The 24,558-nt window shown below is 69.5% G+C and carries 35 protein-coding genes; 34 read left to right on the top strand and 1 reads right to left on the bottom strand.

Features of this window, described 5'->3' with window-relative positions; translation table 11 throughout:
• Positions 1-9 precede the first annotated feature (9 nt).
• The 26 genes from J7E87_RS14990 to J7E87_RS15115 all read left to right on the top strand — a co-directional run bounded on the left by J7E87_RS14990 (position 10) and on the right by J7E87_RS15115 (position 18,621).
• Positions 10-579, top strand: coding sequence for a hypothetical protein (locus tag J7E87_RS14990; protein ID WP_215094031.1), 570 nt, complete (start codon positions 10-12; stop codon positions 577-579).
• A gap of 87 nt (positions 580-666) precedes the next feature.
• The gene (locus J7E87_RS14995; RefSeq protein WP_215094033.1) at positions 667-873 is read left to right on the top strand and encodes a hypothetical protein; all 207 of its coding nucleotides are present in this window, start codon (positions 667-669) and stop codon (positions 871-873) included.
• Between the two features lie 104 nt (positions 874-977).
• Positions 978-1,322 carry a hypothetical protein gene (locus J7E87_RS15000; protein WP_215094035.1) on the top strand — a complete coding sequence of 115 codons (345 nt, stop codon included), beginning with the start codon at positions 978-980 and terminating at the stop codon, positions 1,320-1,322.
• A 19-nt stretch (positions 1,323-1,341) separates the two neighbouring features.
• Positions 1,342-2,325, top strand: a complete 984-nt coding sequence (locus tag J7E87_RS15005; RefSeq protein WP_215094037.1) for a recombinase RecT — start codon at positions 1,342-1,344, stop codon at positions 2,323-2,325.
• Positions 2,326-2,392: 67 nt separating this feature from the next.
• Positions 2,393-3,523, top strand: a complete 1,131-nt coding sequence (locus J7E87_RS15010; protein ID WP_215094039.1) for a PD-(D/E)XK nuclease family protein — start codon at positions 2,393-2,395, stop codon at positions 3,521-3,523.
• Between the two features lie 85 nt (positions 3,524-3,608).
• The gene (locus J7E87_RS15015) at positions 3,609-3,920 is read left to right on the top strand and encodes a helix-turn-helix domain-containing protein (RefSeq protein WP_215094041.1); all 312 of its coding nucleotides are present in this window, start codon (positions 3,609-3,611) and stop codon (positions 3,918-3,920) included.
• The gene (locus J7E87_RS15020) at positions 3,917-4,840 is read left to right on the top strand and encodes a helix-turn-helix domain-containing protein (RefSeq protein WP_215094043.1); all 924 of its coding nucleotides are present in this window, start codon (positions 3,917-3,919) and stop codon (positions 4,838-4,840) included. The genes J7E87_RS15015 and J7E87_RS15020 overlap by 4 nt, the downstream gene beginning before the upstream one ends.
• A 99-nt stretch (positions 4,841-4,939) precedes the next feature.
• Positions 4,940-5,218 carry a hypothetical protein gene (locus J7E87_RS15025; RefSeq protein ID WP_215094045.1) on the top strand — a complete coding sequence of 93 codons (279 nt, stop codon included), beginning with the start codon at positions 4,940-4,942 and terminating at the stop codon, positions 5,216-5,218.
• An 83-nt stretch (positions 5,219-5,301) separates the two neighbouring features.
• Complete coding sequence (locus J7E87_RS15030) at positions 5,302-5,907, top strand: hypothetical protein (RefSeq protein ID WP_215094047.1); 606 nt, start codon at positions 5,302-5,304, stop codon at positions 5,905-5,907.
• A 210-nt stretch (positions 5,908-6,117) separates the two neighbouring features.
• The gene (locus J7E87_RS15035) at positions 6,118-7,617 is read left to right on the top strand and encodes a DNA cytosine methyltransferase (RefSeq protein ID WP_215094049.1); all 1,500 of its coding nucleotides are present in this window, start codon (positions 6,118-6,120) and stop codon (positions 7,615-7,617) included.
• 27 nt (positions 7,618-7,644) lie between these two features.
• Positions 7,645-8,367, top strand: a complete 723-nt coding sequence (locus J7E87_RS15040) for a hypothetical protein (protein WP_215094051.1) — start codon at positions 7,645-7,647, stop codon at positions 8,365-8,367.
• Positions 8,368-8,390: 23 nt separating this feature from the next.
• Entirely contained in the window at positions 8,391-8,798 is a 408-nt protein-coding gene (locus J7E87_RS15045; protein WP_215094053.1) for a hypothetical protein, read from the top strand.
• A 33-nt stretch (positions 8,799-8,831) separates the two neighbouring features.
• Entirely contained in the window at positions 8,832-9,626 is a 795-nt protein-coding gene (locus J7E87_RS15050) for a hypothetical protein (protein WP_215094055.1), read from the top strand.
• Positions 9,627-9,811: 185 nt separating this feature from the next.
• On the top strand, positions 9,812-10,144 hold the full coding sequence (locus J7E87_RS36155; protein WP_374195176.1) for an HU family DNA-binding protein: 333 nt from the start codon (positions 9,812-9,814) through the stop codon (positions 10,142-10,144).
• Positions 10,145-10,204: 60 nt separating this feature from the next.
• Entirely contained in the window at positions 10,205-10,801 is a 597-nt protein-coding gene (locus tag J7E87_RS15060) for a hypothetical protein (protein WP_215094059.1), read from the top strand.
• Positions 10,798-10,947, top strand: a complete 150-nt coding sequence (locus J7E87_RS15065) for a hypothetical protein (protein ID WP_215094061.1) — start codon at positions 10,798-10,800, stop codon at positions 10,945-10,947. Before J7E87_RS15060 ends, J7E87_RS15065 begins: the two co-directional genes overlap by 4 nt.
• Positions 10,944-11,573 carry a hypothetical protein gene (locus J7E87_RS15070; RefSeq protein ID WP_251017464.1) on the top strand — a complete coding sequence of 210 codons (630 nt, stop codon included), beginning with the start codon at positions 10,944-10,946 and terminating at the stop codon, positions 11,571-11,573. The genes J7E87_RS15065 and J7E87_RS15070 overlap by 4 nt, the downstream gene beginning before the upstream one ends.
• Before the next feature lie 262 nt (positions 11,574-11,835).
• Positions 11,836-11,991 carry a hypothetical protein gene (locus J7E87_RS15075; protein ID WP_215094063.1) on the top strand — a complete coding sequence of 52 codons (156 nt, stop codon included), beginning with the start codon at positions 11,836-11,838 and terminating at the stop codon, positions 11,989-11,991.
• An 88-nt stretch (positions 11,992-12,079) separates the two neighbouring features.
• A complete protein-coding gene (locus tag J7E87_RS15080) occupies positions 12,080-12,709 on the top strand; it encodes a hypothetical protein (protein WP_215094065.1) in 630 nt (209 codons plus the stop codon).
• Between the two features lie 46 nt (positions 12,710-12,755).
• Entirely contained in the window at positions 12,756-13,076 is a 321-nt protein-coding gene (locus tag J7E87_RS15085) for a hypothetical protein (protein ID WP_215094067.1), read from the top strand.
• Positions 13,077-13,156: 80 nt separating this feature from the next.
• Positions 13,157-14,194 carry an N-6 DNA methylase gene (locus tag J7E87_RS36160; RefSeq protein ID WP_215094069.1) on the top strand — a complete coding sequence of 346 codons (1,038 nt, stop codon included), beginning with the start codon at positions 13,157-13,159 and terminating at the stop codon, positions 14,192-14,194.
• Entirely contained in the window at positions 14,191-14,748 is a 558-nt protein-coding gene (locus J7E87_RS15095) for a hypothetical protein (protein ID WP_215094071.1), read from the top strand. Before J7E87_RS36160 ends, J7E87_RS15095 begins: the two co-directional genes overlap by 4 nt.
• Positions 14,745-15,821: a DUF4192 domain-containing protein gene (locus J7E87_RS15100; protein ID WP_215094073.1), complete on the top strand. Its 1,077-nt coding sequence runs from the start codon at positions 14,745-14,747 to the stop codon at positions 15,819-15,821. Before J7E87_RS15095 ends, J7E87_RS15100 begins: the two co-directional genes overlap by 4 nt.
• An 80-nt stretch (positions 15,822-15,901) precedes the next feature.
• Positions 15,902-16,483: a DUF6349 family protein gene (locus J7E87_RS15105; protein WP_215094075.1), complete on the top strand. Its 582-nt coding sequence runs from the start codon at positions 15,902-15,904 to the stop codon at positions 16,481-16,483.
• 5 nt (positions 16,484-16,488) lie between these two features.
• The gene (locus J7E87_RS15110; RefSeq protein ID WP_215094077.1) at positions 16,489-16,971 is read left to right on the top strand and encodes a hypothetical protein; all 483 of its coding nucleotides are present in this window, start codon (positions 16,489-16,491) and stop codon (positions 16,969-16,971) included.
• A 216-nt stretch (positions 16,972-17,187) separates the two neighbouring features.
• Positions 17,188-18,621, top strand: coding sequence for an IS4 family transposase (locus J7E87_RS15115; protein WP_215094079.1), 1,434 nt, complete (start codon positions 17,188-17,190; stop codon positions 18,619-18,621).
• Between the two features lie 19 nt (positions 18,622-18,640).
• On the opposite strand, the gene J7E87_RS15120 is transcribed toward J7E87_RS15115, so the two are convergent.
• Positions 18,641-19,297 (bottom strand): hypothetical protein, encoded by a 657-nt coding sequence (locus tag J7E87_RS15120; RefSeq protein WP_215094081.1) that lies wholly within the window; start codon positions 19,295-19,297, stop codon positions 18,641-18,643.
• A 477-nt stretch (positions 19,298-19,774) separates the two neighbouring features.
• On the opposite strand from J7E87_RS15120, the gene J7E87_RS15125 reads away from it, so the two are divergent.
• The 8 genes from J7E87_RS15125 to J7E87_RS15160 all read left to right on the top strand — a co-directional run bounded on the left by J7E87_RS15125 (position 19,775) and on the right by J7E87_RS15160 (position 24,549).
• Complete coding sequence (locus tag J7E87_RS15125) at positions 19,775-20,617, top strand: hypothetical protein (RefSeq protein ID WP_215094083.1); 843 nt, start codon at positions 19,775-19,777, stop codon at positions 20,615-20,617.
• Positions 20,617-20,955, top strand: coding sequence for a rhodanese-like domain-containing protein (locus tag J7E87_RS15130; RefSeq protein ID WP_215094085.1), 339 nt, complete (start codon positions 20,617-20,619; stop codon positions 20,953-20,955). The genes J7E87_RS15125 and J7E87_RS15130 overlap by 1 nt, the downstream gene beginning before the upstream one ends.
• Before the next feature lie 3 nt (positions 20,956-20,958).
• A complete protein-coding gene (locus J7E87_RS15135; RefSeq protein ID WP_215094087.1) occupies positions 20,959-21,393 on the top strand; it encodes a MerR family transcriptional regulator in 435 nt (144 codons plus the stop codon).
• Positions 21,390-21,743 (top strand): hypothetical protein, encoded by a 354-nt coding sequence (locus J7E87_RS15140; protein WP_215094089.1) that lies wholly within the window; start codon positions 21,390-21,392, stop codon positions 21,741-21,743. The genes J7E87_RS15135 and J7E87_RS15140 overlap by 4 nt, the downstream gene beginning before the upstream one ends.
• Positions 21,744-21,870: 127 nt before the next feature.
• Complete coding sequence (locus tag J7E87_RS15145; protein ID WP_215094090.1) at positions 21,871-22,653, top strand: MerR family transcriptional regulator; 783 nt, start codon at positions 21,871-21,873, stop codon at positions 22,651-22,653.
• Positions 22,650-22,958, top strand: a complete 309-nt coding sequence (locus J7E87_RS15150) for a hypothetical protein (protein ID WP_251017465.1) — start codon at positions 22,650-22,652, stop codon at positions 22,956-22,958. Before J7E87_RS15145 ends, J7E87_RS15150 begins: the two co-directional genes overlap by 4 nt.
• 91 nt (positions 22,959-23,049) lie before the next feature.
• Positions 23,050-23,634, top strand: a complete 585-nt coding sequence (locus J7E87_RS15155) for a redoxin domain-containing protein (RefSeq protein ID WP_215094091.1) — start codon at positions 23,050-23,052, stop codon at positions 23,632-23,634.
• Positions 23,635-23,655: 21 nt separating this feature from the next.
• On the top strand, positions 23,656-24,549 hold the full coding sequence (locus tag J7E87_RS15160) for a cytochrome c biogenesis protein CcdA (RefSeq protein WP_215094092.1): 894 nt from the start codon (positions 23,656-23,658) through the stop codon (positions 24,547-24,549).
• Positions 24,550-24,558: the final 9 nt, after the last annotated feature.

The raw sequence follows: 24,558 nt of genomic DNA on the forward strand, positions 1-24,558 counted from the left end.
GACGGGGCGATGGATCGGCTCAAGCCGTATCTGGTGGGGCATCAGGAGTTTGCTGCCCTGTACGGGGTGGAGCCGCAGATGGTCGGGCAGTGGCTGAGCCCGAGCAGGCGCACCCTGGACCCGGCCACGGCCATGGTCGTCTCGGGTGTCCGCTACTGGCCGTTGGGCTTCGCGGTCCGCTACGGCACGACCACCGCGCGGTTCAAGCAGGTCGACATACGCGTGAAAGAACGGCTCATCGCCGAGCAGGGCGAGGGCTGGGAGGCGGACCTCGGCGAGGAACTGTCCGCGATCGTCGGGCAGCAGGAGATCATCCAGATCTTCCACCTGCCCTCGCAGGGCAATCTCGCCACGGCGATCGCCACTGGCCGGTTCCCTCCCCATGACTGGCTGCTGTCGGGATCGCCGTTGTGGCTGCTGGACACGGTGCTCGACGCGGTGCCCGAGCTCCGCGCGAGCGCCCGCAGCCTGCCGTGGGAGGTGGACGAGGCCGTGGTCTCCGCGCTGCGCGACGGCACCTACGACGGTCCCGGATCGAAGGTCCTCACGCGGGGACGACATGCTCGAAAGGGCCTCTGACCTGCGTAAACACTGTACGTAGAGCCGAAATGCGAATAAGATAAACGTATGCCCATTCGGGTTGGTCAATTCGCAAAGGAGGCAATCGTGCAGATCCTGCACACGCCCGCCGGTGATGGCGTCGCCGTCATGAGGGCGAACGAAGTCCTGGTGATCGAGTCCGCTTTGTCGCTCTACGTGCTGAAGCATCCGGACTCCAATCTCGCCGTCCGCATGCTCGCCGATGTCTCACGGGTCAACGAGGAGCGGGAAGCGGCCATGGATGAGGCGGCCGAGAGTGTGACCTCGGCCTGATCTTGGCGGTGCGAAGTCGCGCTCACCGCCAGTGGGGTTGATCATCCGGCTCCCATCCCTCAAGATGGGTGACATTCTTGAAAGAGGTCACCAGGGGGTGGGGTATGGCAGCCGTCCAGGACGAGATTCCTGGTCTGGTGATCCACGCCGTGCGGCAGCCGGACGGTCAGGCGGCCACGATCCAGGCGCAGTTCGAGGCATTCCATCAGCTCAATCCATGGGTCCTGCGAGCCCTGGAGAGCCTGACCGCCGACTACCTCAAGCGCAGCGGCGGACGCGTCGGCATCGGGATGCTCTTCGAGGTCCTGCGCTGGCGCTACGCCACCGCCACGGAAGGCGACGAGTTCCGCCTCAACAACAACTTCCGCTCCCGGTACGTCCGGCTGCTCATCGAGCGCCACCCGGAGTGGGCCCCCGCATTCGAGGTCCGCGCCTTGCGGACCGACTGACCGAAGCTCTTGGAGAAACGTGAACGACGAGCAACCCAGCGAACCCCAGGCCGTTGAGGGCACCGTCATGGAGGCGCCCGCCAAGTCGACCTCCAGCGGATCCAGCGCCATCGTCCTGCGTGGCGACCAGCAAGAGTTCGACCACAAGCAGTTGAGCACCCTCGCTCTGATCAGCCCCGGGCTGGCCCATGCTCCCCGCGGGCACCTGGCGATGTTCTTCCACTACTGCGTCAGGACCGGTCTGGATCCTTTCGCCCGGCAGATCTACATGATCGGCAGGAAGAACTGGAAGGCGGCCAACGACCCCAACGAGCCGGAGCAGACCTGGACTATCCAGACCGGCATCGACGGCTTCCGTGCGGTGGCCCACCGGGCGGCTGCCAAGGCCGGAGAGGTCATCTCCTACGAGGAGACCGTCTACTACGACTCCGAGGGCCAGGCCCACGAGGTGTGGCTCTCGAAGGCGTACCCGACCGCCGTGAAGGTCACCGTCCTGCGCGGTGCCGCCCGCTTCCCGTTCATCGCCCGGTGGGACGAGTTCGCCCCGACGTACTACGACCCGAAGCAGGGCGGGTACGTGGTGGCGAAGATGTGGCAGCAGATGCCCGCCCACATGCTGCGCAAGTGCGGCGAGGCCGGCTCGCTGCGGATGGCGGCGCCGCAGGATCTGTCGGGCGTGTACGTGGACGAGGAGATGGAGCAGGCCGACGCCGAGGCCGTGGTCGGCGTCGCCGAGGACGCCGCCCGGCGGCTGCGGGCGGCTGCGGGGCTGGAAGGCAGCGAGGCCGACGACGGCGAGCGGGCCGAGAGCGCCGAGAAGCGGGAGGAACCCGCCGAGCGTACGGCGCGTGAGGACAAGCCCGCGCCGAAGCGGCGCGCGAAGGCAGCCAAGCCAGAACCGGAGCCCGTACAGGACGTGGAGCCCGGCGAGGAGCCGCCCGCGCGCCAGCGCGCCACTCCCCAAAAGCGGGCGGCCCCCGCCAAGAGCCGCGACGCCTCCTGATCTGTCCCATCCGTTCGGGTGCCGCCCGCTTCGCGGCGGGCGGCACCCTGCCTTCCTGGAGACCTGCATGACCATCACGGCCGAGCGGCCCGTCAGCCTGTGGCCCGCAGCCCACGCTGCCGACGCACGCCGCCCCCGTTCCCAGCAGACCAAGATCGGCGCGAGCGACACCGTGTGCGCGCGGCGCGCCGGATACCTCCTACACGGCCGCACACCCACCGACGGCGGCGAGAAGCGCAAGGCGATCCTCGGCACCTGGCTGCACGCCGGGATACTGGCCGCCGCCCGCGAGGAGTTCGGCTGGATCATCGAACGCCGCGTCGAGGACGACACGATCCGCGGTCACATCGACGCCGTCCAGCTCGACAGCCACACCGCCTCGAAGCTGCCGAAGCGGCTCCGTCCGAGCCTCCCGGCCGAGGAGACCACGGTGGAGGACGTGAAGACCAAGAGCACCTACCAGTGGGACAACATCCTGCGCTACGGGGCCAGCGACGCGGAGATACGCCAGGTGTTCCTGTACGCGGACCTGCTGCGCAGCGAAGGGTTCGCCGACATCGAGGGGCAGCGGCAGCTCGCCCGCCTCGGCCCGGTGAACGTGGGCCGTATCCGGTTCCGGTTCATCAACCGCGACAACGGCGATGACCACGTACAGGAGATGGCCTACAGCGCCGAGCGGGCCCGCGGGGCGCGCTGGTGGGTCCAGCAGGTGCGCTCAGCTAAGAGTCCCGAGGACCTGCCGCGCACCTTCCAGGGGCCGGGCCTGTCGGCCGTGTGCGACCACTGCCCCTTCAAGACGGCCTGCTGGGGCAGTGTCGCGGCCGGACGGCGCCCGCAGAGCATCCTCATCCACGACGACGCAGGCCGCGCAGCGGCGCTGGCGGAGTACGTCGAGGTCACCGAGCAGATGAAGCCGCTCAAGGACCGGCTGAAGCTCCTGCGCGCCACGCTGGACGGCTCCGAGGCGGGCGCCTACGGCGACAACGTACTGAGCTGGAGCGGCGGGAATCCGACCAAGGTCGATGACGTGGACGCCATGGTCGCCCTCTACGAGCGGGCCGGTCTGACGGTGCCGATGGCTCCCGACGCGGCAGCGATGAAAGCGCAGCTGAAGGCCGCGAACATCCCCGTGCCCGTACGGCTCGACCACGACCGGCGCACCTCGGTGAGCATCAACGTGACCGTGCACCGGACGTGACCTGGCACAGACCCCGGTGCGGAGGGCGGCAACCGCCGTCCTCCGCACCATCACCGAAATACCCACACAACCCGAAGAGGTTTCGATGAGTGCCCAATTGATGCTGGTAGCGGCCAACTTGCCTGCTGGCGTGGTCAACCAGAGCCAGAAGCTGACCTTGATGAAGATGTGCGATTCCGCCGACGACGAGACCTGCAAGGCCAATCCCGCTCTGGCGGGCCTGGCCGCGTGGGCGGGAGTCTCGGAAACGCGGGCGGCGAGCATCGTCACTGAGCTGGTCGCCAAGGGGCTCGTGGAACGCATCGAGACGGACAGGGCCGGCCCTACGGCCGAGTACCGGGTGTTCCCCCTCGGCGTGCCTGTCATGCCCGGCTGCGGCGACAAGGCCCTGTCATGAGCATTCACTTGATGGTGGCGGCGGGCTATCTGCCCGCTGGTGTGGTCAATCAGAGCCAGAAGCTGGCCTTGATGAAGATGTGCGATTCCGCCGACGACGAGACCCGCAGGTCCCGGCCGGGGCTGGCGCGTCTGGCCGCGTGGGTAGGGGTGTCGGACAAGCGGGCGGTGACCATCGTGACCGAGCTGGTCGCCAAGGGGCTCGTGGAACGCATCGAGACGGGCAGGGCCGGCCGCGCGGCCGAGTACCGCGTGTTCCCCCTCGGCGTACCGCCAGTCCCGGCCAAGGACGAGTTGCAATCCCGCAGGGAGTTGGAGCAGGCCGCGCCGAAGAACCCGCGCAAGGCACGCCTCGGAATCAAGCGTGCCGCACCGTCGAAACCCGCCATGACCCACGAGGACATTGAAGCGCGCACAGCTCCGCGCACCCCACACGGACCGGAGCAGGGCAGCGGCCCAGGGTTTCACCCGCGAAACCCTGATGAGGACTCCCTCAGGGTTCCACCGGTGGAACCCCGAGGGTTCCACGAGTGGAACCCCGGGGGTTTCACCGGTGAAACCCCTTCCTTCCTTTGTCCTTCCTCTGTCCTTCCTTTCCCCCCTACCCCCATGGCTGACGCCGCGGGGGAGCCGAACGCGGAGGCCGGTGAGCAGCCGCCGACCGGCTGTTCCAAGCACCCGCAGCCGGTCGGCAACTGCCGGGGGTGCGGCACCAACCCGCGGGCCGGTCGTGAACAGGCCAGGCGCAAGGCCGCCGAGAACGAGCACGCCTCGCAGCAGCAGTGGCTGAGGGAGTTTCTCGCCGAGCAGGAGCGCCGGGTTGCCGAGGCGGACCCGGCAGCGTTGGCGATGGCCCGTCAGCGCACGAAGGATCTGGCCCGCAGGGGGCGCACGCCCCCATCCAACTCAGCTGAGAGATAGGCCATTTGCAAGATCACAAACATTGACGCCCCGGTGTATACGATTAAGATATAAGGACAAGTTCGAAACCCCTTCGAACCCGAACCTCTTGGAGCTCTCATGGCCATCGCGACTCTCGGCCCCGCCGCCTACGTCGTCATCGGCGAAGTCATCCACGGCCCGCACGCCACACCCGTCCTCGCCGAGGGGCTGTTCTGCTCCATCGAGTGTGCCGCCGACGGGGTGCGCGAGCTGACCACTTCGATCGGCGAGCGTGAGCGCGGCTCGGCGTTCGTCCTCTGGCACAAGGGCCGCCCCGTCGGCTGCTCCGTCACCCGCGGCGGGCAAATGTGGGTGGTGCAGGTCCTCGCCTCGCACGAACTGCCCACCGCAGGCTGAACGCACACCTAGAGATAGGTGACATTTTTCAATGGCGGGCGCCCGATGGGCGCCCGCCTGCCCCACCGCTCTTGGAGAGAGACATGACCATCGCGGCACTGCCCGACCACAACAACCTCACCGACCCGCTGTGGCTGAAGCTGTTCCACGGCTACCGCCACGTCATCACCCCCCTGCGCCACAACGGCTGGACCACCGACGTCGACCTGGACGGCCGTATCCGCGCCGACCTCGGCGACGGCACCGAGCTGGTCATCGCCGCAACACACGAGCTGCCCACCGATCCCAGCGAGGTGGACGGCTGGACGGTGCGGCGCCAGAACATCGACGACCCTGGCGTGCACACCGCCCTGTACGACTCCACCCCCGACGGCCCTCAGAGCCACCACGGCACCAGCCTCACCCCGATGTTCGCGCGCATCGACGAGCTGAACGTCCCCAAGGCCACGACGCGGCTGATCGTCTCGGCCACGCACACCGCCCCCTACGGCGCCAACCACAACCAGACCGGCGGCATCGAGGCGCCCGGAACGGCCGTGGCGCGCTTCTTCGAGTGGTCCCGGCGCCTGGTCACCGCCGAGGGCTACCGCAAGGTGTGGGAGCGCCCGGAGCGGGACGGCCTTCCGCTGGCGCTGTTCGAGCGCGTCGGCCACATCACCACTGTCCGCATCACGCGCAGCGATGACTGACCGGCCGCGCCGCGCCCCGCGCCCCACCGGGGGCATGGGCCGGTGATCTGGCTGCTGATCGCTTGCCTCCTCGGCCTCGCGGCGTTCACCGCCCTCGGGATCGAGGACAGCCGCCACCACCGCGCGTTACGCGCACCCGACGAATCCTGACCACGGCCGCCCGGCCCGCTCTACCGGGCCGGGCGGCCCCGCAACTTGGAGACCACCGACTTGCCCCGCGCCATATCCCTGCTCTGTGGAGCAGGCGGAGACGCCACCGGCCTGAAGGAAGCCGGATACGAGCCGATCCTCGGCATCAACCACTGGCAACCCGCCGTCGATACATTCGCGCTCAACCACCCCACCGCCGCCGCGCGCTGCGCCGACATCCAGAACTACCCCATGCGCTGGCTGCCGCAGGCCCTCATCTTGTGGGCCAGTGTCATCTGCACCGAGATCAGCCCCGCCGGCGGCAAGAAGCGCCAGGCTGACCCCGCGCAGGAAGCCCTCTTCGAGGAAGAGGAGCAGTGGCGGGAGCTGCCGCCGGAAGCCTTCGAGCAGACCCGGGTGACCGCGTGGTGCGTGCTGCGCGCCGCCGAGGCCAAACGGTTCCCCTGCGTGGTCGTCGAGAACGTGGTGGAGTTCATCACCGACTGGATCTTGTTCCCCGAGTGGATCAGGGCCATGAAGAAGCTGGGCTACCGCGTCCAGATCGTCTCGGTGTCCTCCGCGCACGTCGGCTCGGTGACCAACCCGTACGCGCCGCAGTGGCGCGACAGGATTTACGTAGTTTTCACCCTGACCGGTGTGCGCCGTCCCGACTTGAGCCCGCGTCCGCTCGCGTACTGCGTCGAGTGCGGCCAGGACGTGAAGGCCCGGCAGAGCTGGCGGAATTCGAAGGTCCGCGTCGGCAAGTACCAGCAGCAGTACGACTACCGGTGCCCCCACACGCGCTGCGGCCACGCCCTGGTGGAGCCGTACGTGCGTCCCGCGTCCGACGTGATCATGTGGGACGACATCGGCCAGCGCATCGGCGACCGCACCCGGCCGCTGGTGCCGAACACGATGAAGAGGATCGGCGCGGGACTGGAGAAGTTTCCCTACCGGCCCAGCGTCATCACCCTCACCCACGGCAAGGACGGCACAGACCGGGCGTTCTCCCCGCACGACCGTCCGCTGCCCACCCGCACCGCGAAGCTGGGTGAAGCCCTGCTGGTGCCGGTCGGCGGCTCGTGGAACGACACCCCGACCTGGGTCGACGCTCCCATGCGCACCCGCATGACCCGCGAGAGCGAAGCCCTGGTCACGGTCGATCCGGCCCCGTTCATTGTGGAGTTCCGCAACAACTGCGATGCGGCGCCGGTGGACAACCCGCTCAGCACCCTGAGCACGGCCCGCCACCACGGCCTGGTGGTGCCCGACGGCGTGGCTCGCGACCGGGCCCGCAACACGCTGGTCATCCCGTACCGCAAGAGCGCCCCAAAGACGGCGGCCGAGCCCCTGCACACCCTGGCCACCCGTGACTCGGCGGCCCTGGTGCGCACCGCGCCCGCCATCGAGGACTGCTTCTTCCGCATGTTGCAGCCCCGCGAGCAGCTCTCGGCGCAGCGGTTCCCCGAGACGTACCAGGTCGTCGGCTCCAAGGCCGCCCAGACCATGCAGGCCGGCAACGCCGTGAGCGTCAACGTCGCCCGCTGGATCGGCGAACGCCTCAAGCCCGTCCTGGCCTGACCCCCGAAGAAGAAGGAGAACACCCTCATGTCCCCTGCCACGGCCGATCACCTGGCCATCCTCGCCCAACAGCGCGACGCGCTCGACGCCGAGCGGCGGCGCATCGGGAAGGCGCACTGCCTGGCCGTCCTCGACCACATCGCCGCTCAGATCCGCGCCCTGTGCCCGGAGGCCGTCTACGTCACCTTCGCCTACTACGGCAACACACGGACCCTGGACGTGCACGGAGTGCTCGGCGCACAGCCCAGCCCGCTGGGCACCTGCCCCGAACTGTGGGACGGCAGCAACGAGGAGCACCCGCTCGCCGGCATCACCGAGGAGATCGAACTCGACGTGCAAAGCGCGCTCGCGCCGTACGACTCCCCGGCCTGGGCCACGGTCAGGCGCAACACGGCGAGCGACGGCAACAGCTGGCTGCTGGAGCTGCCCCCGCCCGACCGCGCCGCGCGCATCGCCCAACTGGTGCACGAGCACCACCCCGAGGCCACCGCCATCATCGTGGACGGACACAGCGCCGGGGGCCGCATCATCGAGATCGTCGAAGGCACCGCCGAGGACGGCACCCAGAACCTCACCACCCAGCGCCGCTGGACGGGCGAATGCGACGACGTCCTCACGCGGCTGGTGGGCCAGCTCTTCGCCATACCGGCCCTGGCTGGCCGCCACCTCACTCCGCTCTACGACTACCGGCACCCCTACGGCACCAGCAGCGATCTCGTACGCCTGATGACGCTGCCGCCGACCGCGTAGCCGCCGTTGCCGGAGAGCATCTGATGAGCGGCACCTGGTGGATCGGCGAGGCACCGTGCGCGGGGGACACGCGCTTCACCCCCGACGACGCGACTGCGGACTCGCTCAGGACGCCGCAGACACGAGCCCTCCTGGTCGTGTGCCAGGAGTGCCCGTTCCGATCGCGGTGCATCGCCCTGGTCATGCCGCGCCGCTCCCGCTTCGACGGGATCTGCGGGGGACGCCTGTGGCTGGACGGCAAGATCCGCGACACCTGCAAAGGCGCTCATTCCGACGAACTCGAGGAAGGCAGCGCCCCCATCACCCATGGCACCCAGGCCGGAGCCCGCACCCACAACCGGCGCGGGGAACCAGCCTGCTCCCTGTGCCGGGAAGCGGGGCGGCTCGCCCAAGCCCGCCGACGCGAGCAGAAGCGAGCGCCCCGCACCTGACTCCCACACACCCAACACGCCCCTAGGAGCGACATGTTCACCATCGAGGCGGTCAGGCTGGCCGCCATCCTCGACAAGGTCACCCCACATCGCCCGGCCGGACCCGACATGGACCACCTGGACGTGGTCGTCCTCGACTGCACCCGGCGCTGGCTGCACGCCGCCGCCGGTGGAGACCGCACGCTGGCGGTCGCCCGCACCCGTGTGGACGGCGCCGCGCACTGGATAGCACCCGTGGCCTTCGACGAGATCTCGGCCCTGCGCGGCTGGCTGGAGTCCTCCCGCCACGTCCGGGTGGAGAACATGCTGGACAGCGGCCTTCCCCGGCTGCGTTTTTCCGAAGGCGCGGCGCAGATCACGGTGCCGATCGCCACGTATGCGGCCGACTTGCCCTGGCGCGAGCTGCTGCGCGCCGAGGCCCAGCCGACCTCGTACGCTCGCGCTGCCGTCCGGCTGAGCGCGGCCGACCTCGCCCTGTGGGAGCACGCCGGCGAGGAGGTCGACATCCGTCACGGCGCCATGCGGGCGGCACTCGTGGTCAGGGGGACCAACTTCATCGGCTTGCAGATGCCGCGGCCCGGCGCCCGCGAGGGAGAGGCACTGGCCGGATGGGCTGCCTCGCTGCGGGCGCAATGCTTCCTGCACGAGGGCGTGTCCTACGAGGTCGGAGCCCGCTACGCCGACCGGTTCGGGTGCCAGTGGCTGATGCCCGCGCGGCCCGCGCCCGGCGAGGAGCCGGTCGTCGTGCTGGCGGACCGCTCCGGCGTCGTCCTCCCGCTGACCGCCGTGCTCGCGGTCGGCGGAAGCCTGCTGCGCCTCCCGGCGTAAGCAAGGCCGCGATATAGATGACATTTTTGAAACTGGCAGTGTTGATCGCTGGCGGCGGAGAAGACCCGCATTCCGGTGCCGGGCCCGACGGCGACTCCGGCATCGGCCTCAACCCGCTCCCGGCCGCATGGCGCGCCCCGACCCGCACTCCCGACCCGTACTGCGCACGAAGTGAGAGGAACACTGTGAACAAGGCCCAGCTCATCGAAGCCGTCGCCGCCAAGACCGGTGGCCGTGCCCAAGCGACCCTCGCGGTAGAGACCGTGCTCGACGTCATCGTGCGCACCGTCGCCGCCGGTGAGGCGGTCTCGGTCACCGGGTTCGGCACCCTCGTGCCCAAGGCCAGCCCGGCCCGCGTTGGGCGCAACCCGCAGACCGGTGACGAGGTGAAGGTGCCCGCCTCCCGCGTCATCAGGTTCCGGCCCGGCACGCGTTTCCGTGACCTCGTCTCAAGCCGCTCCCCCATGCCCGCCTTCGGCAACTGCATCCAGAAGGCCCCCAAGACGCCCCGCCCGTAACCGCCGCACACCAGGTGCCGCCCCAGCCTGTGCTGGGGCGGCACCGCCGAAGGAACCAAGATGCATCACCCTGTGGGAACCGAGATAGAAGCCACCGCGAAGTGGCTGGAGGAACACGCCGCGCCCGGCGCCGCCACCGTCCTGCGCCGCGTCGCCCGCCAGCGCGACCAGGCCCGCGCACAGCTGTCGGCCTACCGTCGCACCACCGCCAACCGTTACCGCCTGGCGTGGCACTCCGCTCGTCAGCGCGCTCGCGAAGCCAACGCGACTGCCGAGCGGCTGGCCCAGGTGGCCAACGGCATGCAGGAGTTGCTAGGGGAGGACGTGCGCCGTCTTATGGCGCTCAACGAGGAGCACACCCGTACCAACGCGATGCTGCGCACGGACATGGCGCGCCTTCAGGTCTTGGCCGAGCGCGCCGGATGGGTGCCCGATTCGGAGGCGCGGCGTATGTGGCGCTGGCGCGAAGGCTGGTGGGAGCTGGCCTACCGCAAGAAGAACAGTAAGGACGGGTACCACGACAGCGGCTGGTACCTCTGGGGCCCTGCGGAGAGCTACTTCGGCGAGTGGGTCGCGCAGCTCAAGGTGCCCGCGATGACGGAGGCCGACCGGCTCATCACCAAGCACCTGGCTGCCGTGGCGGAGGCGAAGCGGTGACCGCCCAGCTCGAACTGACCTGCGCCGCGCGGCTGCGGCCCGAGCTGGCCGAGGAATACGCGGACTTGGAGCGCGAGATGGGCGAACCGTTCCGCCGCGACTTGGCGATGGCCGAGGTCATCGATCGCGCAGGGACAGCCGCATGACGGCGCTGCTGCAAAGCGCGCCCGTCACCCTGCCCAGCGTCCAGGAGAAAGGGGAGTGGCAGCCCCGCGTGATCGGCCTGGACCTCTCCTTGACCTCCACCGGCATTGCGGGCACGGACTGGGCACTGGCCGCCCGCCCTGGCAAGCGGCGCAGCCACGAGAGGCTGGACTGGCTCTTGGGTGCCATCGGCCTGTGCGTGAAGGACAGCGCCGACCTGGTGGTGGTCGAGGGCGCGGCGTACGCGCAGGGTAGCCAGGCCGGACACCATGAACTGGCCGGCCTGTGGTGGCTGGTGACGCAATACCTGTGGCGCCATCGCATCCCGTACGCCGTGGCCAACCCTCATCACCGCACGATCTACGCCACCGGCCGCGCGAACCCTGCCCAGCACCTGCCGCGCAAGGAGCGGTCGCGGGTGGCCAAGGGGATGGTGCGCAGCGCGGCCGTCGAGCGGTACGGCGTCGAGTGCGAGGGGCCCGGCCGCTACGACCAAGCCGACGCCACGATCCTCGCGGCGATGGGCCTGGACTGGCTCGGCTACCCCACGGTCCCGGTGCCCGACACCCACCGGCGGGCGCTGGAGGCGGTGCGGTGGCCCGCCCTCATTCCGGCCGCTGCGGATTAGGGAATTGAATTGCGGAAAATCAATTCGAATTCAATTAGGCAAACCTTGCTTTTGGGGTATTTGCGATTAAGATATAACTAAGAAGTTCGGAAACACCGAACTAAACGGAAAGGGTTTCGGAATGGGTCACCTTCCCTATCGGTAGCTCCACAACGGCCGGGCGGCCGTCAATGAGCAGGTCCTGATCGCAGCCTTCGCCGACAGCGAGATCACCTACGACATCTCAGCGGCCGAGCGGTTCTGCACTCTCACCCACCAGGGCGTGAGCTGGACGGTGGTCAACTTCGACCTCATCTCCACCGTCACCGCTGACGAGAACAACAGCGGATACCCGATCACCCGCATCATCGACCGCCCGCTCACCCACGGTGAACAGGCCATGTTCGCCAAGGTCGTGCAATTCCACATGGTCCCGTAACCCGAAACCTCATCCCTACAACCGCGCCCCCCGGCCCACCGCCGGGGGGCGCACCCATACGCGCAAGCGTCTCTTGGAGAACATCACCATGACCTACGGCCGAGGAGTCCAACTCCTGTCCGAACAGATCGGCGTCGAGCCCGACCACGTCGCCCGCGCCCTGCGCATCGCGACCCGCACCCACGCCGCCATCCAGGCCACCCGCTACGGCCAGCTGACCGCCGAGCAGTTCCGCCGCCTGATCGACAACGACCACTACACCGTCGCCATCGTCAGCAACCTCGCCATGCGCCTCGCAGGCCGCATCGAGGACGCACACCTGCTCATGGACATCTACAAGGCCAGCGTCGGCGCCACCGTCCACCGCCCCGTGATCCGCGAAGGCGTCGGCACCCTGCCCCAGTTCCACAACCACCCCCGCGTGCAGCAGGCCATCCGCATCCTCCAGGCCGCCGACCTGCCGCCCATCCACACCGACGGCACCCGCGAACTCGCCCCCGGCTTCCAGGTCGACCCCGGCTGCCAAGACGAAATGCCCGGCTGGGTCTTCATCCAGCCCGACCCCGACGCCGAGCACCGCACCGGCTTCGCCGGCGGCCGACTCGGCTACCTCGCGGTCATGCGCTGGGCCGGATGGGGCATCGTCACCGAACCCCTGCCCGGCGGCCTGTGGGCCGCCTGCCACCCCGACTACCGGGACAACCCCTTCCCCTCCTGACCGCCCACCGCTCCCGGCCCGCCCACCAGCGGGCCAGGAGCGGCCCATGCAGAAAGGCCACAGCACCATGCAGTTCCCGGTAGACGACCAGATGCTCAGCGCCTGGGCCCGCCTCCTCGGCCTCGACGAAGAACAGGCCGCCGACGTCCTCCAAGAGATCGAGCAGGCACTGCGGCGCAGCTACGCCTTCCGCCCCCTGGCCGTACGCCACCTCAACTTCGAACAGCTCACCGCGGACATGGACACCGACGAATTCGCCCTCATGTACCTCCAGTTCGGCCTGCACCGGGCCGGACAGGACGAGCTCGCCGAGGAGGTCATGGGCCGCGCCCTCGCCTCCGGCGCGCCCGCCCGCCCCACCGCCTGACCGTCACCCACCGCACCACAGCCGCCCCGGCCGCGCACCGCGCACCGGGGCGGCGCCATGCGCGCAGAAAGGAGATGCCCGTGTCCGACGACGAAATGTTCCTGCCACGGACCGACACCACAGCGACACAACGACCGGCCCCAGCATGGGCGAAGAAGAACCCGCCCAAGTCGAAGGCAGCCGTACGTACCCCCGCCAAGAGCACCTGGCGAAAGATCCTCGCCCCGCGCGACCCGCACGAGCACGCCCGCAAGATCGCCGAGAACGCCATCGACGCCTGGTACCAGAACCACGGCGGCAACAGCATCGACGTCCCCATCGGCACCATCGCGGCGATCGCCCTCCTGCGCCAGCCCGAAGATGTCGGCAACGGCCTGGCCGACTGGATACTCCAGCGCCAGCCCCACGAACTGCCCCAGCTGTTCAAGGAGATCTACCTCGGCCACTGGATCAAACGCCCCGACCTGATCAACCGCGCGATACGCCTGCACGACTGGGCCTGGAACCCCAACCCCGACACCCAGCAGATCCGCGCCGTCCACGCCGTCACCCACCGCGCCATCAACCAGGGCCTGCTGGACCTCACCGGCCACGACGACCCCCACATGCGCGCCGAAGCCGACGTCCTCAGCCCGCTCCTGACCGGCCTTCGGCACAAGAGCGACAAGAAATGGCGCGGCGAGTACCACACGCCGGCCTGCGTCACCGACTTGCTGGCGAACATGCTCGTCGACAAGGACTTCGGCGGCCCCAACAAGTCCATCTGGGAACCCGCGGTCGGCTCGGGCACCATGTTCCGCTCTACCGCACAGCGGCTGCGCGACCTCGGCCTCAACCCGCACAACTACCGCTGGTACGGCAACGACATCGACGCACTCTCGGCCGCCTGCGCCGCCGTCAACGCGATCATCTGGGACCTCGGACCGCAATGCCTCATCGGCTGCGCCGACTCCCTCGCCCTTGAGGACGGCGGCTACGCCAAGACGCTCGCCGAAGCCCAAGACGCCTTCAAACAACGCGACAACTACGTGGACACCGCGAGCGCCATCGTCGCCTCCCGCCGCGCCTTCCGCCTCGTGGACGAACTCATGGCCAGCAAGGAGACGGCCGTCGCATGACCGATGAGCACGACCTCGCACGACCCCGTGCCACCCCCATACGACGCAGCCGCAGGCCCTCGTTCGCCGCGCCCAAGGACACGGGCACCGCACACCCACTCAACGAACTCGCCCCCGACCTCGAAGCGCCCTGGCTCAAACAGGACACCGACACCCCCGACCGCACCACCCTCTACACCCACCCCCAAGGCCACCGCATCGGCCTGCGGGTGCAACCCGGAGACCTGACCATCCAGACCTGGATCGCCGCAGGCCCCGACCTGCCGCCGATCCCCGACGGCACCGACGAGGAACAGGCGGAAGCGCAGGCCGCCAACGACGCCCGCCTCCAGCCCGGACGCACCTGGCACGCCACCGTCACCACCCGCCACCCCGATTACGTCCGAGGGCTCCTCGGCGCCGTGGTGCGCCACCAGCTCATCCCCGCGCTCACCAACAAGCCCAAGCGCGTGGCCAGCCCAATACCCGCCCCCGACACCAAGCCCAAGCCCGAGCCCACGAAACCAGCGGCCAAAAAGCGTCGCACGACCGCCAAGAAGGGAACCCAGAAGTGAACATCCCCGAGAACAAGCTCACCATCAACAGCTTGGCCAACCTCGCCGAGATCCTGCCGTTCATGCTCGGGCACTACCCCGACGACAGCATCGTTTTCCACTGCCCCGGCCCCAACTTCGTCGACGGGCCGAGCATGACCTGCCCCCTGCCCGAGGACCCCGCCACCTGGCAGCAGGTCGCCGAAGGCGCAGCGTGCAACTTCATCCACTACGCCCAGGACAAGGGCCACGGCCCCGACTGCAACATCGTCATCTACCTTTGCCGCGAGCCGCGCCCCGGACAGACCGCCGAGGAGACCGCCGACCTCCTTCGGCCCGTGGCCGACAGGCTCGTCGACGCGCTCAGCGAACACCGCGGCGTCCCCCAGCAGACCCTCAGCCTCGTAGCAGGACGCTGGTGGGCGTACGCATGCGACCTGCCCGGATGCTGCGAAGGCGAACTGCTGCCCGCCCTCGACGACCCCACCAGCATCACCGCGCAACTCATTCGGCTCGGCTACTCGCCCGGCCGCCGTACCCGCGACATCATCGCCGACTTCCAGCCCATCGACTCCGCGTCCGCCCCGCGCCTGCTCCAGGCCCTCAAGAACGAAGGAGACAACTACTCCCACCAGCACGCCCACCCCGGGGGCGAAGACGCGTCGCTCGCCGCCACCCGCGTCCTCCTCGAAGGCGCCATCCGCGACTTCCGTAACAGCGCCACCGAACTCGCTGACGACATAGCCGCCCGGCTCATCCACGGACTCCAGGACAACCACGCACGTGACCACGCCTTCGAGTTCGCCGAGGACGACGACCTCCCACACGCCCGACGCCTGTGGACCTACCTCGCCCGCCGCTGCGTCCACCCGTACACCGACAACGCAGTACCCCTCCTCACCACCCTTGCCTGGGTCGCCTGGAGGCAGGACGACAAGATCACCGCCCGCCTCGCCCTCCGACAGGCACTGAACACCTCCCCCGAGTACGCCATGGCCGACCTCCTCCACGACGCCATCAACACCGGCGCCGACCCCCTCGGCCTCCTCGACATCGTCCGAGCCGAACGAGCCGAGCGACTGAAGCGCGCCTGAGCGCAGGACACCTGCACGCACTGAACAACACGGCGGCCCCGGCTGACAGCCGGGGCCGCCCCGATCAGAAAGACCCGAGCATGACCACCCCCGCCGAACCCGTCGGCGCAGTCGCACGGCACACCGCCTACCTACCGCGGTTCTGGGACAAGACCCAGGATGTCCGAGACGTCTGGTCTATCGACTACGGCCACCCCGGCTTCACTCTCCACACCCCGCCCGAGCCCACCGCCGACCACCAGCCCACCGTCATCACCCGCCGATGGAACCAGCCCGCTCCCCAGCATCCCGAGGAGACCTGGACCTACCTTCACCGCGGGACTTGTCTCGGCTGTACCTGGGAAGGCCTGGACCGCCGACGGACAGACGAAGCGGTAGAGGACGCTCACGACCACACCCACCCGAAGTGGCGGACCCTGCCGCCCCTGCCCGAACGGCGCGGCCGGCACTGGCTCACCCACGCCAAACACCTCTACCCCGAGGGATGGTTCGACAACGGCGGACCGGTCCGCACCATCCGTACAGGAATCGAGAAGCAGCACCGGCCCGGCGGCGCACCGGGCGGCGGCTACGACCTCGCCGTGGTGCCCAGAAAGCGGGAACGCCGTATGGCGATCAACGAGACTCTGCCGCTGGACGCCGACTCAGCCGAAGCAGCGTGACTCCCATGGACTCGATCACATGGCTTCGCCCCGAATTCAAGGGCCGCGAAGACGAACTGGTCAACCTCGCAGCCGGAGCCGACCTCGTAGGCGTCACCCGCTCCACCGTCAGCAACTGGGCCAAGCGCCACGCCAACTTCCCGAAGATCGCATTGCTCACCGGCATCGGCGACAGGCGCATGAAGTACGTCCCCCGCGACGAGTTCATCGCCTTCGCCCGCACACAGCTGAACAAGAAACGCACACTCGCCCGCAAACCAGCACCCCGCCGACCCACCACCCTCCTCCGTGCAGACGAAATCGCTCACTCCGAACGGCAGATCGCCAGACTCACGCAGCTGGAGGCACGACAAGCAACCGCCCTCGCGAACACCCGACAGGCGCTGAGGAAGCACCGCGAACGCCTCAAGCAGGCCCGGCAGGGGCTCACCGCCGAGGTCGCCGCAGTGCACCGCCTCGAACCTACGGAAGGAACGCCGAATCCATAAGCACTTCCTAGGGCCCCAAGGCGGCCAGGCGAAGTAACTCAACCGGGCGTAAGAAGTCGATCTGACTCCACCCGCTCCAGCTCGCACGACCCGGAGAGGCGCCGCCGAGCCGTACCACCATCCGGCGGGTCTGGGGGCCGTGCACCGCAATGCAGTTGCTTTTGAACCGTGGACGCCGTTGCCCCGGTTGTGACGGGGTGGAGAGCAGGGCAGCGGGTGCGGATCGGGATTCTGACGAAGGTGTTCACTGCGGAACTGGTCGACGCGGCGATAGCCAAGCACGACCGATCCGAACAACGGCGCCGCCTCCTACCGGCGCGGCTGGTCGTGTACTTCGTCCTGGCCCTGTGTCTGTTCGCCCGGGAGTCGTACGAGGAGGTACTGCGCGTGCTGACCAGCGGCATACCGGGCAGCCGGGCCCTAGCCAGGGTGAACCGGTCCTCGCTCTGCCGAGCGCGGTCCCGGCTCGGCGAGGAAGTGCTGGAGGCCCTGTTCAGAGAGGTGTCCGGACCGCTCGCCACTCCGGGCACGCCCGGGGCATGGTGGCGCGGGCTGCGGCTGCTCGCTCTGGACGGCACCCAGTTCGACCTTCCCGACTCGGTGAGCAACGGAGACACCTTCGACGGCCCTTCCACCACGAGCGGCCTCCATTTCGGGTTCCCCCAGGTGAGGGCGGTGGTCCTCGCCGAGATCGGAACGCACGGAGTGCTTGATGCCCGCCTCGGCGGTTACCGCGACGGCGAACGCAGTCTCGCGTACCAGCTGGCCGGCTCCACGGGCCCAGGGGACCTGGTCATCGCCGACCGCGGCTTCTGGTCGGTCGAGTTCGCCCACACCTTCACCGTGACCGGCGCGGACCTGCTGGTCAGGCTCCAGTCCAACCACCTCGGCACCCTCCAGGAGGACCTTTCCGACGGCTCGTACTTGTCGATGGCGCGCCCGGGCAAGGAGGTCCGGCTCAGGGCCCAGAGGGAAGGGCGGGCGCTTCCCAAGTACACGATCTATCGTGTCATCACCTTCACGAAGGAGGACAAGGTCGTCTTCCTCGGCACGACCCTGCTGGATCCCGAGCAGTACCCGGCGGCCGAGCTGATCGCGCTCTACCGGGAACGCTGGGAGATCGAGCTGGCCTTCGACGAGATCAAGAACCATCTTGGTCCGGGCGGGCCGATCCGGTCCCGCACGCCGGAAGGCGTCCGACGGGAGCTGTGGGCCTACCTCGCCGTCCACCATGCGATCCGCGGGTTCGCTCACGCCGCAGCCCTCGCCGGCCCCGCCGTGGACACGGACCGCGTCTCCTACCTCAAGTGCGTCCGCATCATCCGCCGAAGCATTCCGTCCCAGCTCGCAGCCACCACGCCCAAGCTCACCCGCTCCTTCATCGAGGCCGGGCAGGAAGCACGCAGCCGCTTGCTCCCGGCCCGCCGGAACCGGAACTGTCCACGAGCGGTCAAGAAGCCCAACCGGTGGCCCGTGCTGCGGACCCGGGCCAAACGAGGCGCGGTCGAGCCGGGCCGCTGGGTCCTCAACCAGACCAAGAAGACCAAGAGCAGTCGGCGGGCGGGAAGACCCGTGCTCAAGCCGTCCCCAGCACCGTCAAAAGAACCGCGTGAACCCGGGCGGCGAGACCAGCTCGAACAAGAAGGCTGACTCTGACATGCGGCGGCGACTACCTGAGACCCGTCTTCGGGCACCCCAGAGCAGTCATCACCCACTCCTCCGAGAGCCGCACGTCCTGGGGCTGGCCGTTCACCAGCCAGGAACCGTCCCACTCGACCCGCCGCACCTCGCCGTGCGAGTTCTCGAACTCCACGAAACTGCCAGGAGCACCCTCAAGAAGCCCGAGCTCCCGCAGCAGCACATCCTGCGTGGTGAACCCGCGGGACATACCCACGCTGCCGCTACCGGTCCGCGTGTTCTCGTACCGCATGCGCAGGTACGGGACCGGCAGCCGGGACACGAGGGTCGGCCGCAGCATGCGCTTGAACCGCAGAACCGCCTCCTCCAGGTTCTCATCACCGCGGAACTCGCACCGGTACGCAGGGAAGACCGCCGAGACGACCTCGTTCAAGGCCTCGTTCCGCCCGTGGTGATACCCATGCACAGTCGGCGACGCCGCTGCCACGGCATCGAAACGGTAGGCCCCATACGAAAACCCGGAGAGGACCGTAAACGGCCGCGCATCTCGGCCCCGGCCGAGCTGATGCTGCCTCGCGAACGCCAGAACAGCCCTGGCCAGGCGGTCGTCGTGCACATCGAGCGAGTTCATCTGGTAGGCCCAGCGGCCGTCAGGATCCATCGCCAGGGAGAACTCGAACCGAGACATGGGTGACCACCGCCATGCCATGGGCAGACCTGGCATGTCCTGAGCGTTCCCGATCGCTGCGACAGCCCCGTCGATTTTCACGCCCCTCATCTTTCCCGACTCGATCCCGCCGCTGTGATCCGGGGGAGGCAGGGCTCACCCACGGCCAGGGGGCAGACCCAGGTGCTTACTTAAGGCAACAGCATTGGCCGTGCACCGGCCCGGCCCCCAGGCCCGCCGCCTGCTGCCGCTACTCAGCCTTGACCATGGTCTTGCCGCAGCAGCAGAAACCGGTGACCGCGTCGGCGTACCCGTTGTCGACGGCGGCCTTGGCAGCGAGGCACCGATCTCGAACAGGGCGGCGACAAAGGGCAACGGAACGCTCGATGGTTGGCCTCATGTGACGGGGACCACATATCGCGAGCTTGAATCCGGTACTTAGGTACGGCCTTACGGTCGAGGCAGACAGCGACATTGCTGACGATCGGGGAGGTTGCCATGTCGGGTTCAGTGCCGGACAGCGGGTGCGGGTGTTGCGGTACCGCCAGCGCGGAGCGTACCGAGCAGCCCGTGCGGGCGGGGTCGGCTGTGCGGGTGCGGCTGTTGGCCGGTGCCGAGCAGCTCGGCATCGGCGGTGAGGATCTGGGCGGCTTGGCCGGGCTGTTCGACGGCGGGGACTGCGCGGCGGTCCAGGGTCGCATGGCCCAGCTGGTGACGGGGCGGCTGGCCGCCACCGAGGCGCGGATTGTGGAGCTGGTGGAGGAGGCCGCCCGGTTGCAGGCCGGCATGCCCGACGCGCGGCCGGGCCCCTTGGAAGAGGTGGCGGGGCTGCAGCGCCGCATTGTCGAGCTGGGTGGGATGGTCGGTGTCTTGCAGGGCGCCGCCGCCCGGTTGAGCGAGCCGGCCACCACGGGCGCGTGCCGGGAGGACTGTGCCTGCGTGACGGCCGCGTCGGCGGTGACCACGCCGCGGGTGCCGGCGAGCCGGATGGCCTTGTCGGCGGCCGCGGTCGGCGGCGGGTCGGACATCGTCTGCACGCTGGAGGGCGGCACCGACGCCATGAGTGAGCGCATCACCGACTGGCAGACGGTCGTCGGGGCGGCGACCGGCCGGGAGCCCGCCGACGGCGGGGTGACCTTGACCTTCGACCACGACCCCGGGGCGGCTGTGGAGCTGGCCCGCCTGGCGGCGGCGGAGTTCGCGTGCTGCTCGTTCTTCACCTTCACCCTCACGATCGGGCCGATGGGGATGCGGTTCACGGTGACCGCCCCGGAGGAGGCCCGCGACGTGGTCACCGCCGTGTACGGCACCGCCGCCCCCGCCGCATCGGGAGGCAGCTGATGGACCGCATCACCCGCGAGGACCTGCGGGCCCTGCTCGAGCGTGGGGCGGTGACCCTGGTCGAGGCCCTGTCGGCGGCGGCCTACGGCACCGAGCACATCCCCGGCGCGGTCAACGTGCCCGGTGAGCTGACCGCACCGCTGGCCACCGCGCTCGCCCCCAACACCGCGGGCACGGTGGTGGTGTACTGCTCCGGGCCGGCCTGCGGCCGATCGAAGGTCACCGCCGCCGCGTTCGAGCGCCTCGGTTACACCGACGTGCGGGTCTACCCGGGCGGCAAGCTGGACTGGCTGCAGGCCGGGCTTCCGCTGGCCGGCACCCGCGGTGCGGCGGTCTGAGCCATGTATGACATCGAAGGCAGGCGGCTGCGCACCGGGGAGGTTGCCGAACGCGCCGGGGTGAACATCCAGACGCTGCGCTATTACGAACGCCGCGGGCTGATCGCCGAACCCGACCGCAGCCCCGGCGGGCAGCGTACCTACCCGGCTGACACGGTCACCCTGCTCGGCGTGATCAAGGCCGCCCAGCGGCTCGGGTTCACCCTGGATGAGGTCGCCGAGTTGCTGGACACTGGCCGTCACGGCCACCCGACTCCGGACCTGCGGGAGCAGGCGCTCGCGAAACAGGCTGAGATCGAACGCAAGATCGCCGACCTGGTCGTGATCCGCGACGCCCTCACTCGCATCGTGGCGGCCCGCTGCGACAGCCTCACCCACTGCACCTGCACCGACTGCCCCCTGCCCTACGCCGAACTCGCCGACGGAGAGACGTCATGACGCTGCACCACGACCGCCAAACCCCCTCCCTGCCCCTGACCGCCACCGCAACCGCGCCGGCCGACCGGGCCCACATCGACCAGGTGCCGGACACCAAGCCGCCCACCCGCAGCAAGGTCACCGCTGCTCTTGCCGCGCTGGCCTGCGCGGCGTGCTGCGCCCTGCCGTTCCTCATCGCCGCCGGGGTCTTTACCGGCGCCGGCGCCGCCGTCGCGGAGAAGGGCCTGCTCGCCGTCTCAGGGTTTCTGCTGGCCGCCGCCGGGACGATGTGGTGGCTGCACCGCCGCCGCGCCGCCCGCAAGGCCGCCGCCGGTGACAGCGGCTGCGCAAGCGGCACCTGCGCCTGCTGACCCCCGCCGGTGTGGCCCGGCGAGGCCCTGCCGCCAGGCACCGGTCGGACATGCCCGTTGCCGTTGTGGTGGGGGACGGTGATCCGGGCTTGACCTTCGAGTCGGGTCGAAGGTTTATGTTCGCAGTGTGACCAGCTTGCGGATTTCTCAGCTTGCCGAGCGTTCCGGCGTTCCGGCCACGACGCTGCGGTTCTATGAGACCGCCGGGCTGCTGCCCGCCGAGCGCACCCCGGCCGGCTACCGCGTCTATACCCAGGAGTCGGTGGAGCGGCTGGCGTTCATCTCGTCCGCCAAGCTTCTCGGGCTGCCGCTGGAGGAGATCCGGGAGCTGCTCGGGGTCTGGGAGCAGGGTGTGTGCGCGGCGGTGCGGGCACGGCTGCTGCCTTTGGTGGCGGACCGTATCGCCGATGCGGACCGGCGCCTGGCCGAGTTGTCGGCGTTCTCTGCGCGTCTGGCGGGGGTCCATGAGCAGCTGTCGACTCCGGCGCCTGCGGGTGCGTGCGGGCCGGGCTGCGGCTGCGTCACCAGCGCCAATGGCCGCCCCGGCCCGGTGTTGGTGGAACTGTCCCTGACCCGTACCGAGCCGCCGAAGGGCGAGGACGAGGCGTGGCGGGAGGTTCCGGTGGCCTGCACCCTGGGCGGTGCCGAGCTGGGCGAGCGGACCGAGCAGTGGCAGCGGCTGGCGGGCAAGGCCACCAGTCGCGAGGAGGTCCCGGACGGGCTGCGGCTGACCTTCCCCACCACGCCGGAGCTGGCTTCCGAGGTCGCCGCGCTGGCGGCCGCCGAGCAGGAATGCTGCGCGTTCTTCGACTTCACCCTGCACCTGGCGCCTGCGGAGCTGGTGCTGACCGTGCGCGCTCCCGAGGCCGCCGGATCCCTGCTGACAGATCTGTTCGGAGTGACGGCATGACCCAAGATCAGCGTTCAACGAGCCCCTGGGCGCTCTTCGGAGCCGGTGCTGTCGCGGTGGCGGCCTGTGCGGTGTGCTGCATCGGCCCGCTGCTGGCCCTGCTCGGTGGCATCGGCGCCGCGTCCGCGATCGGCGCGGTGTGGATCCCGGCTCTGGCCGTGGTGGCGGTTGCCGCCCTGCTGGGCGTGGTGTGGGTGCTGCGCCGCCGCCGGGGCGCGGCCTGCACGACCGAGCCGGGTCCGGTCGACCTCGGTATGCCCACCCAGGCGCCGGCCGATGTCGACACCCACCCGGTCCGACACTGACCCCCAGACCTCACCCCCCGCCCTGTCAGTCTCAAGCTCCCTCTCGGCTCGTCAGCCGGTGGGTGTCCGTTCCTTCCGGAGGTATCCGCGCGTGCGCCCTGCCCGTCCCCTGACTCTCGCCGCTGTCGCCCTGTTCGCTCTGACCGCCTGCGGCACCCAGAACACCGACGCCTCCGCCAAGGCACCCTCCAGCCCCGCTGCGAGCACCTCGGCTCCGGCCGAGTCCGCTCCTTCGGCATCGCCGAGCAACAGCGCGCCGGCTGAGGTGCCCAAGAAGCTGCGCTTCACTGTCAAGACCGTGGACGGCAAGCCGTTCGAGGGCTCCACCCTGGCGGGCAAGGACGCGGTGCTGTGGTTCTGGGCGCCCTGGTGCGGCGAGTGCCGCCGCGAGGCCCCCCACGTCGCCGCCGTCCAGGACGCCACCAAGGACAAGGCCGTCTTCGTCGGCGTCGCCGGCCTGGGCCAGACCCCGGACATGCGCGCCTTCGTCAAGGACTACAAGGTGACCGCCTTCGAGCATGTTGCCGACCTGGACGGCACCGTGTGGAAGCGGTTCGGCGTCACCCAGCAGCCCGCCTACGCCTTCGTCGACGACTCCGGCAAAGTCGAGGTCATCCGCGGCGAACTCGGTGAGAAGGCCCTGGCCGACAAGGTCGCCGAACTGACCGGCAACTGACGGCTCAAGGACCGATTCCCAGTGAGCGAGATCCTCGCCTTCGCCCTGGCCGCGGGCGCCTTGGCCGCCGTGAACCCCTGCGGATTCGCCATGCTGCCCGCCTACCTGACCCTGTTCATCGCCCAGAACACCGGCAACGGCGCACCGCCGGCGCGGCTGGCCGCGCTCGGCCGTGCCCTGGCCGCCACTGCCGCCATGACCGCTGGTTTCCTCGTGGTCTTCGGCACCTTCGGCCTGGCCCTGGCTCCCATAGCCTCCACCGTGCAGCGGTGGCTGCCGACCATCACCATCGTCATCGGCGCCGCCCTGCTCCTCCTGGGCATCGTCATGCTCACCGGCCGCAACCTCCTGCTGCGCACTCCCAAGCTGCAGGCCACGAAGAACCCGGTGGCCGGGCTCGGGTCGATGGCGCTGTACGGCGTCTCCTACGCCATCGCCTCGCTCGGCTGCACCATCGGCCCGTTCCTGGTGGTCACCACCACCACCTTCAAAGCCGGCGACATCACCACCGGCATCGCCGCCTACGCCGCCTACGCCGCAGGAATGGGCCTGGTCGTCGGCGTCCTCGCCGTCGCCGCAGCCCTCGCCCAGCAGTCCGCCGCCCGCCTGCTGCGGAAAGTGCTGCCGCACATCACCCGCATCGGCGGCGGCCTCCTCGTACTCGTCGGCGCCTACATCGCCTGGTACGGCATCTACGAACTGCGCCTGTACGCGGGCGGCAGCCCCGACGACCCGATCGTCACCGCGGCCTCCGGGATCCAGAACACCCTGGCCGGGTGGGTCGACCGCCTGGGCCCGGTCCCCTTCGCCCTGAGCCTGCTCACTCTGGTCCTTTTCGCGGGCGCAGCTGCCCTGCTCGCCCGCCGCCGCGCCCGGACAACGGTCGGCGGGCCCCGTCCGCCAGCCGCCTCCTGACCGCCCACG

The sequence above is a fragment of the Streptomyces sp. ISL-1 genome (assembly GCF_018614585.1).
Lineage (GTDB): Bacteria > Actinomycetota > Actinomycetes > Streptomycetales > Streptomycetaceae > Streptomyces > Streptomyces maoxianensis.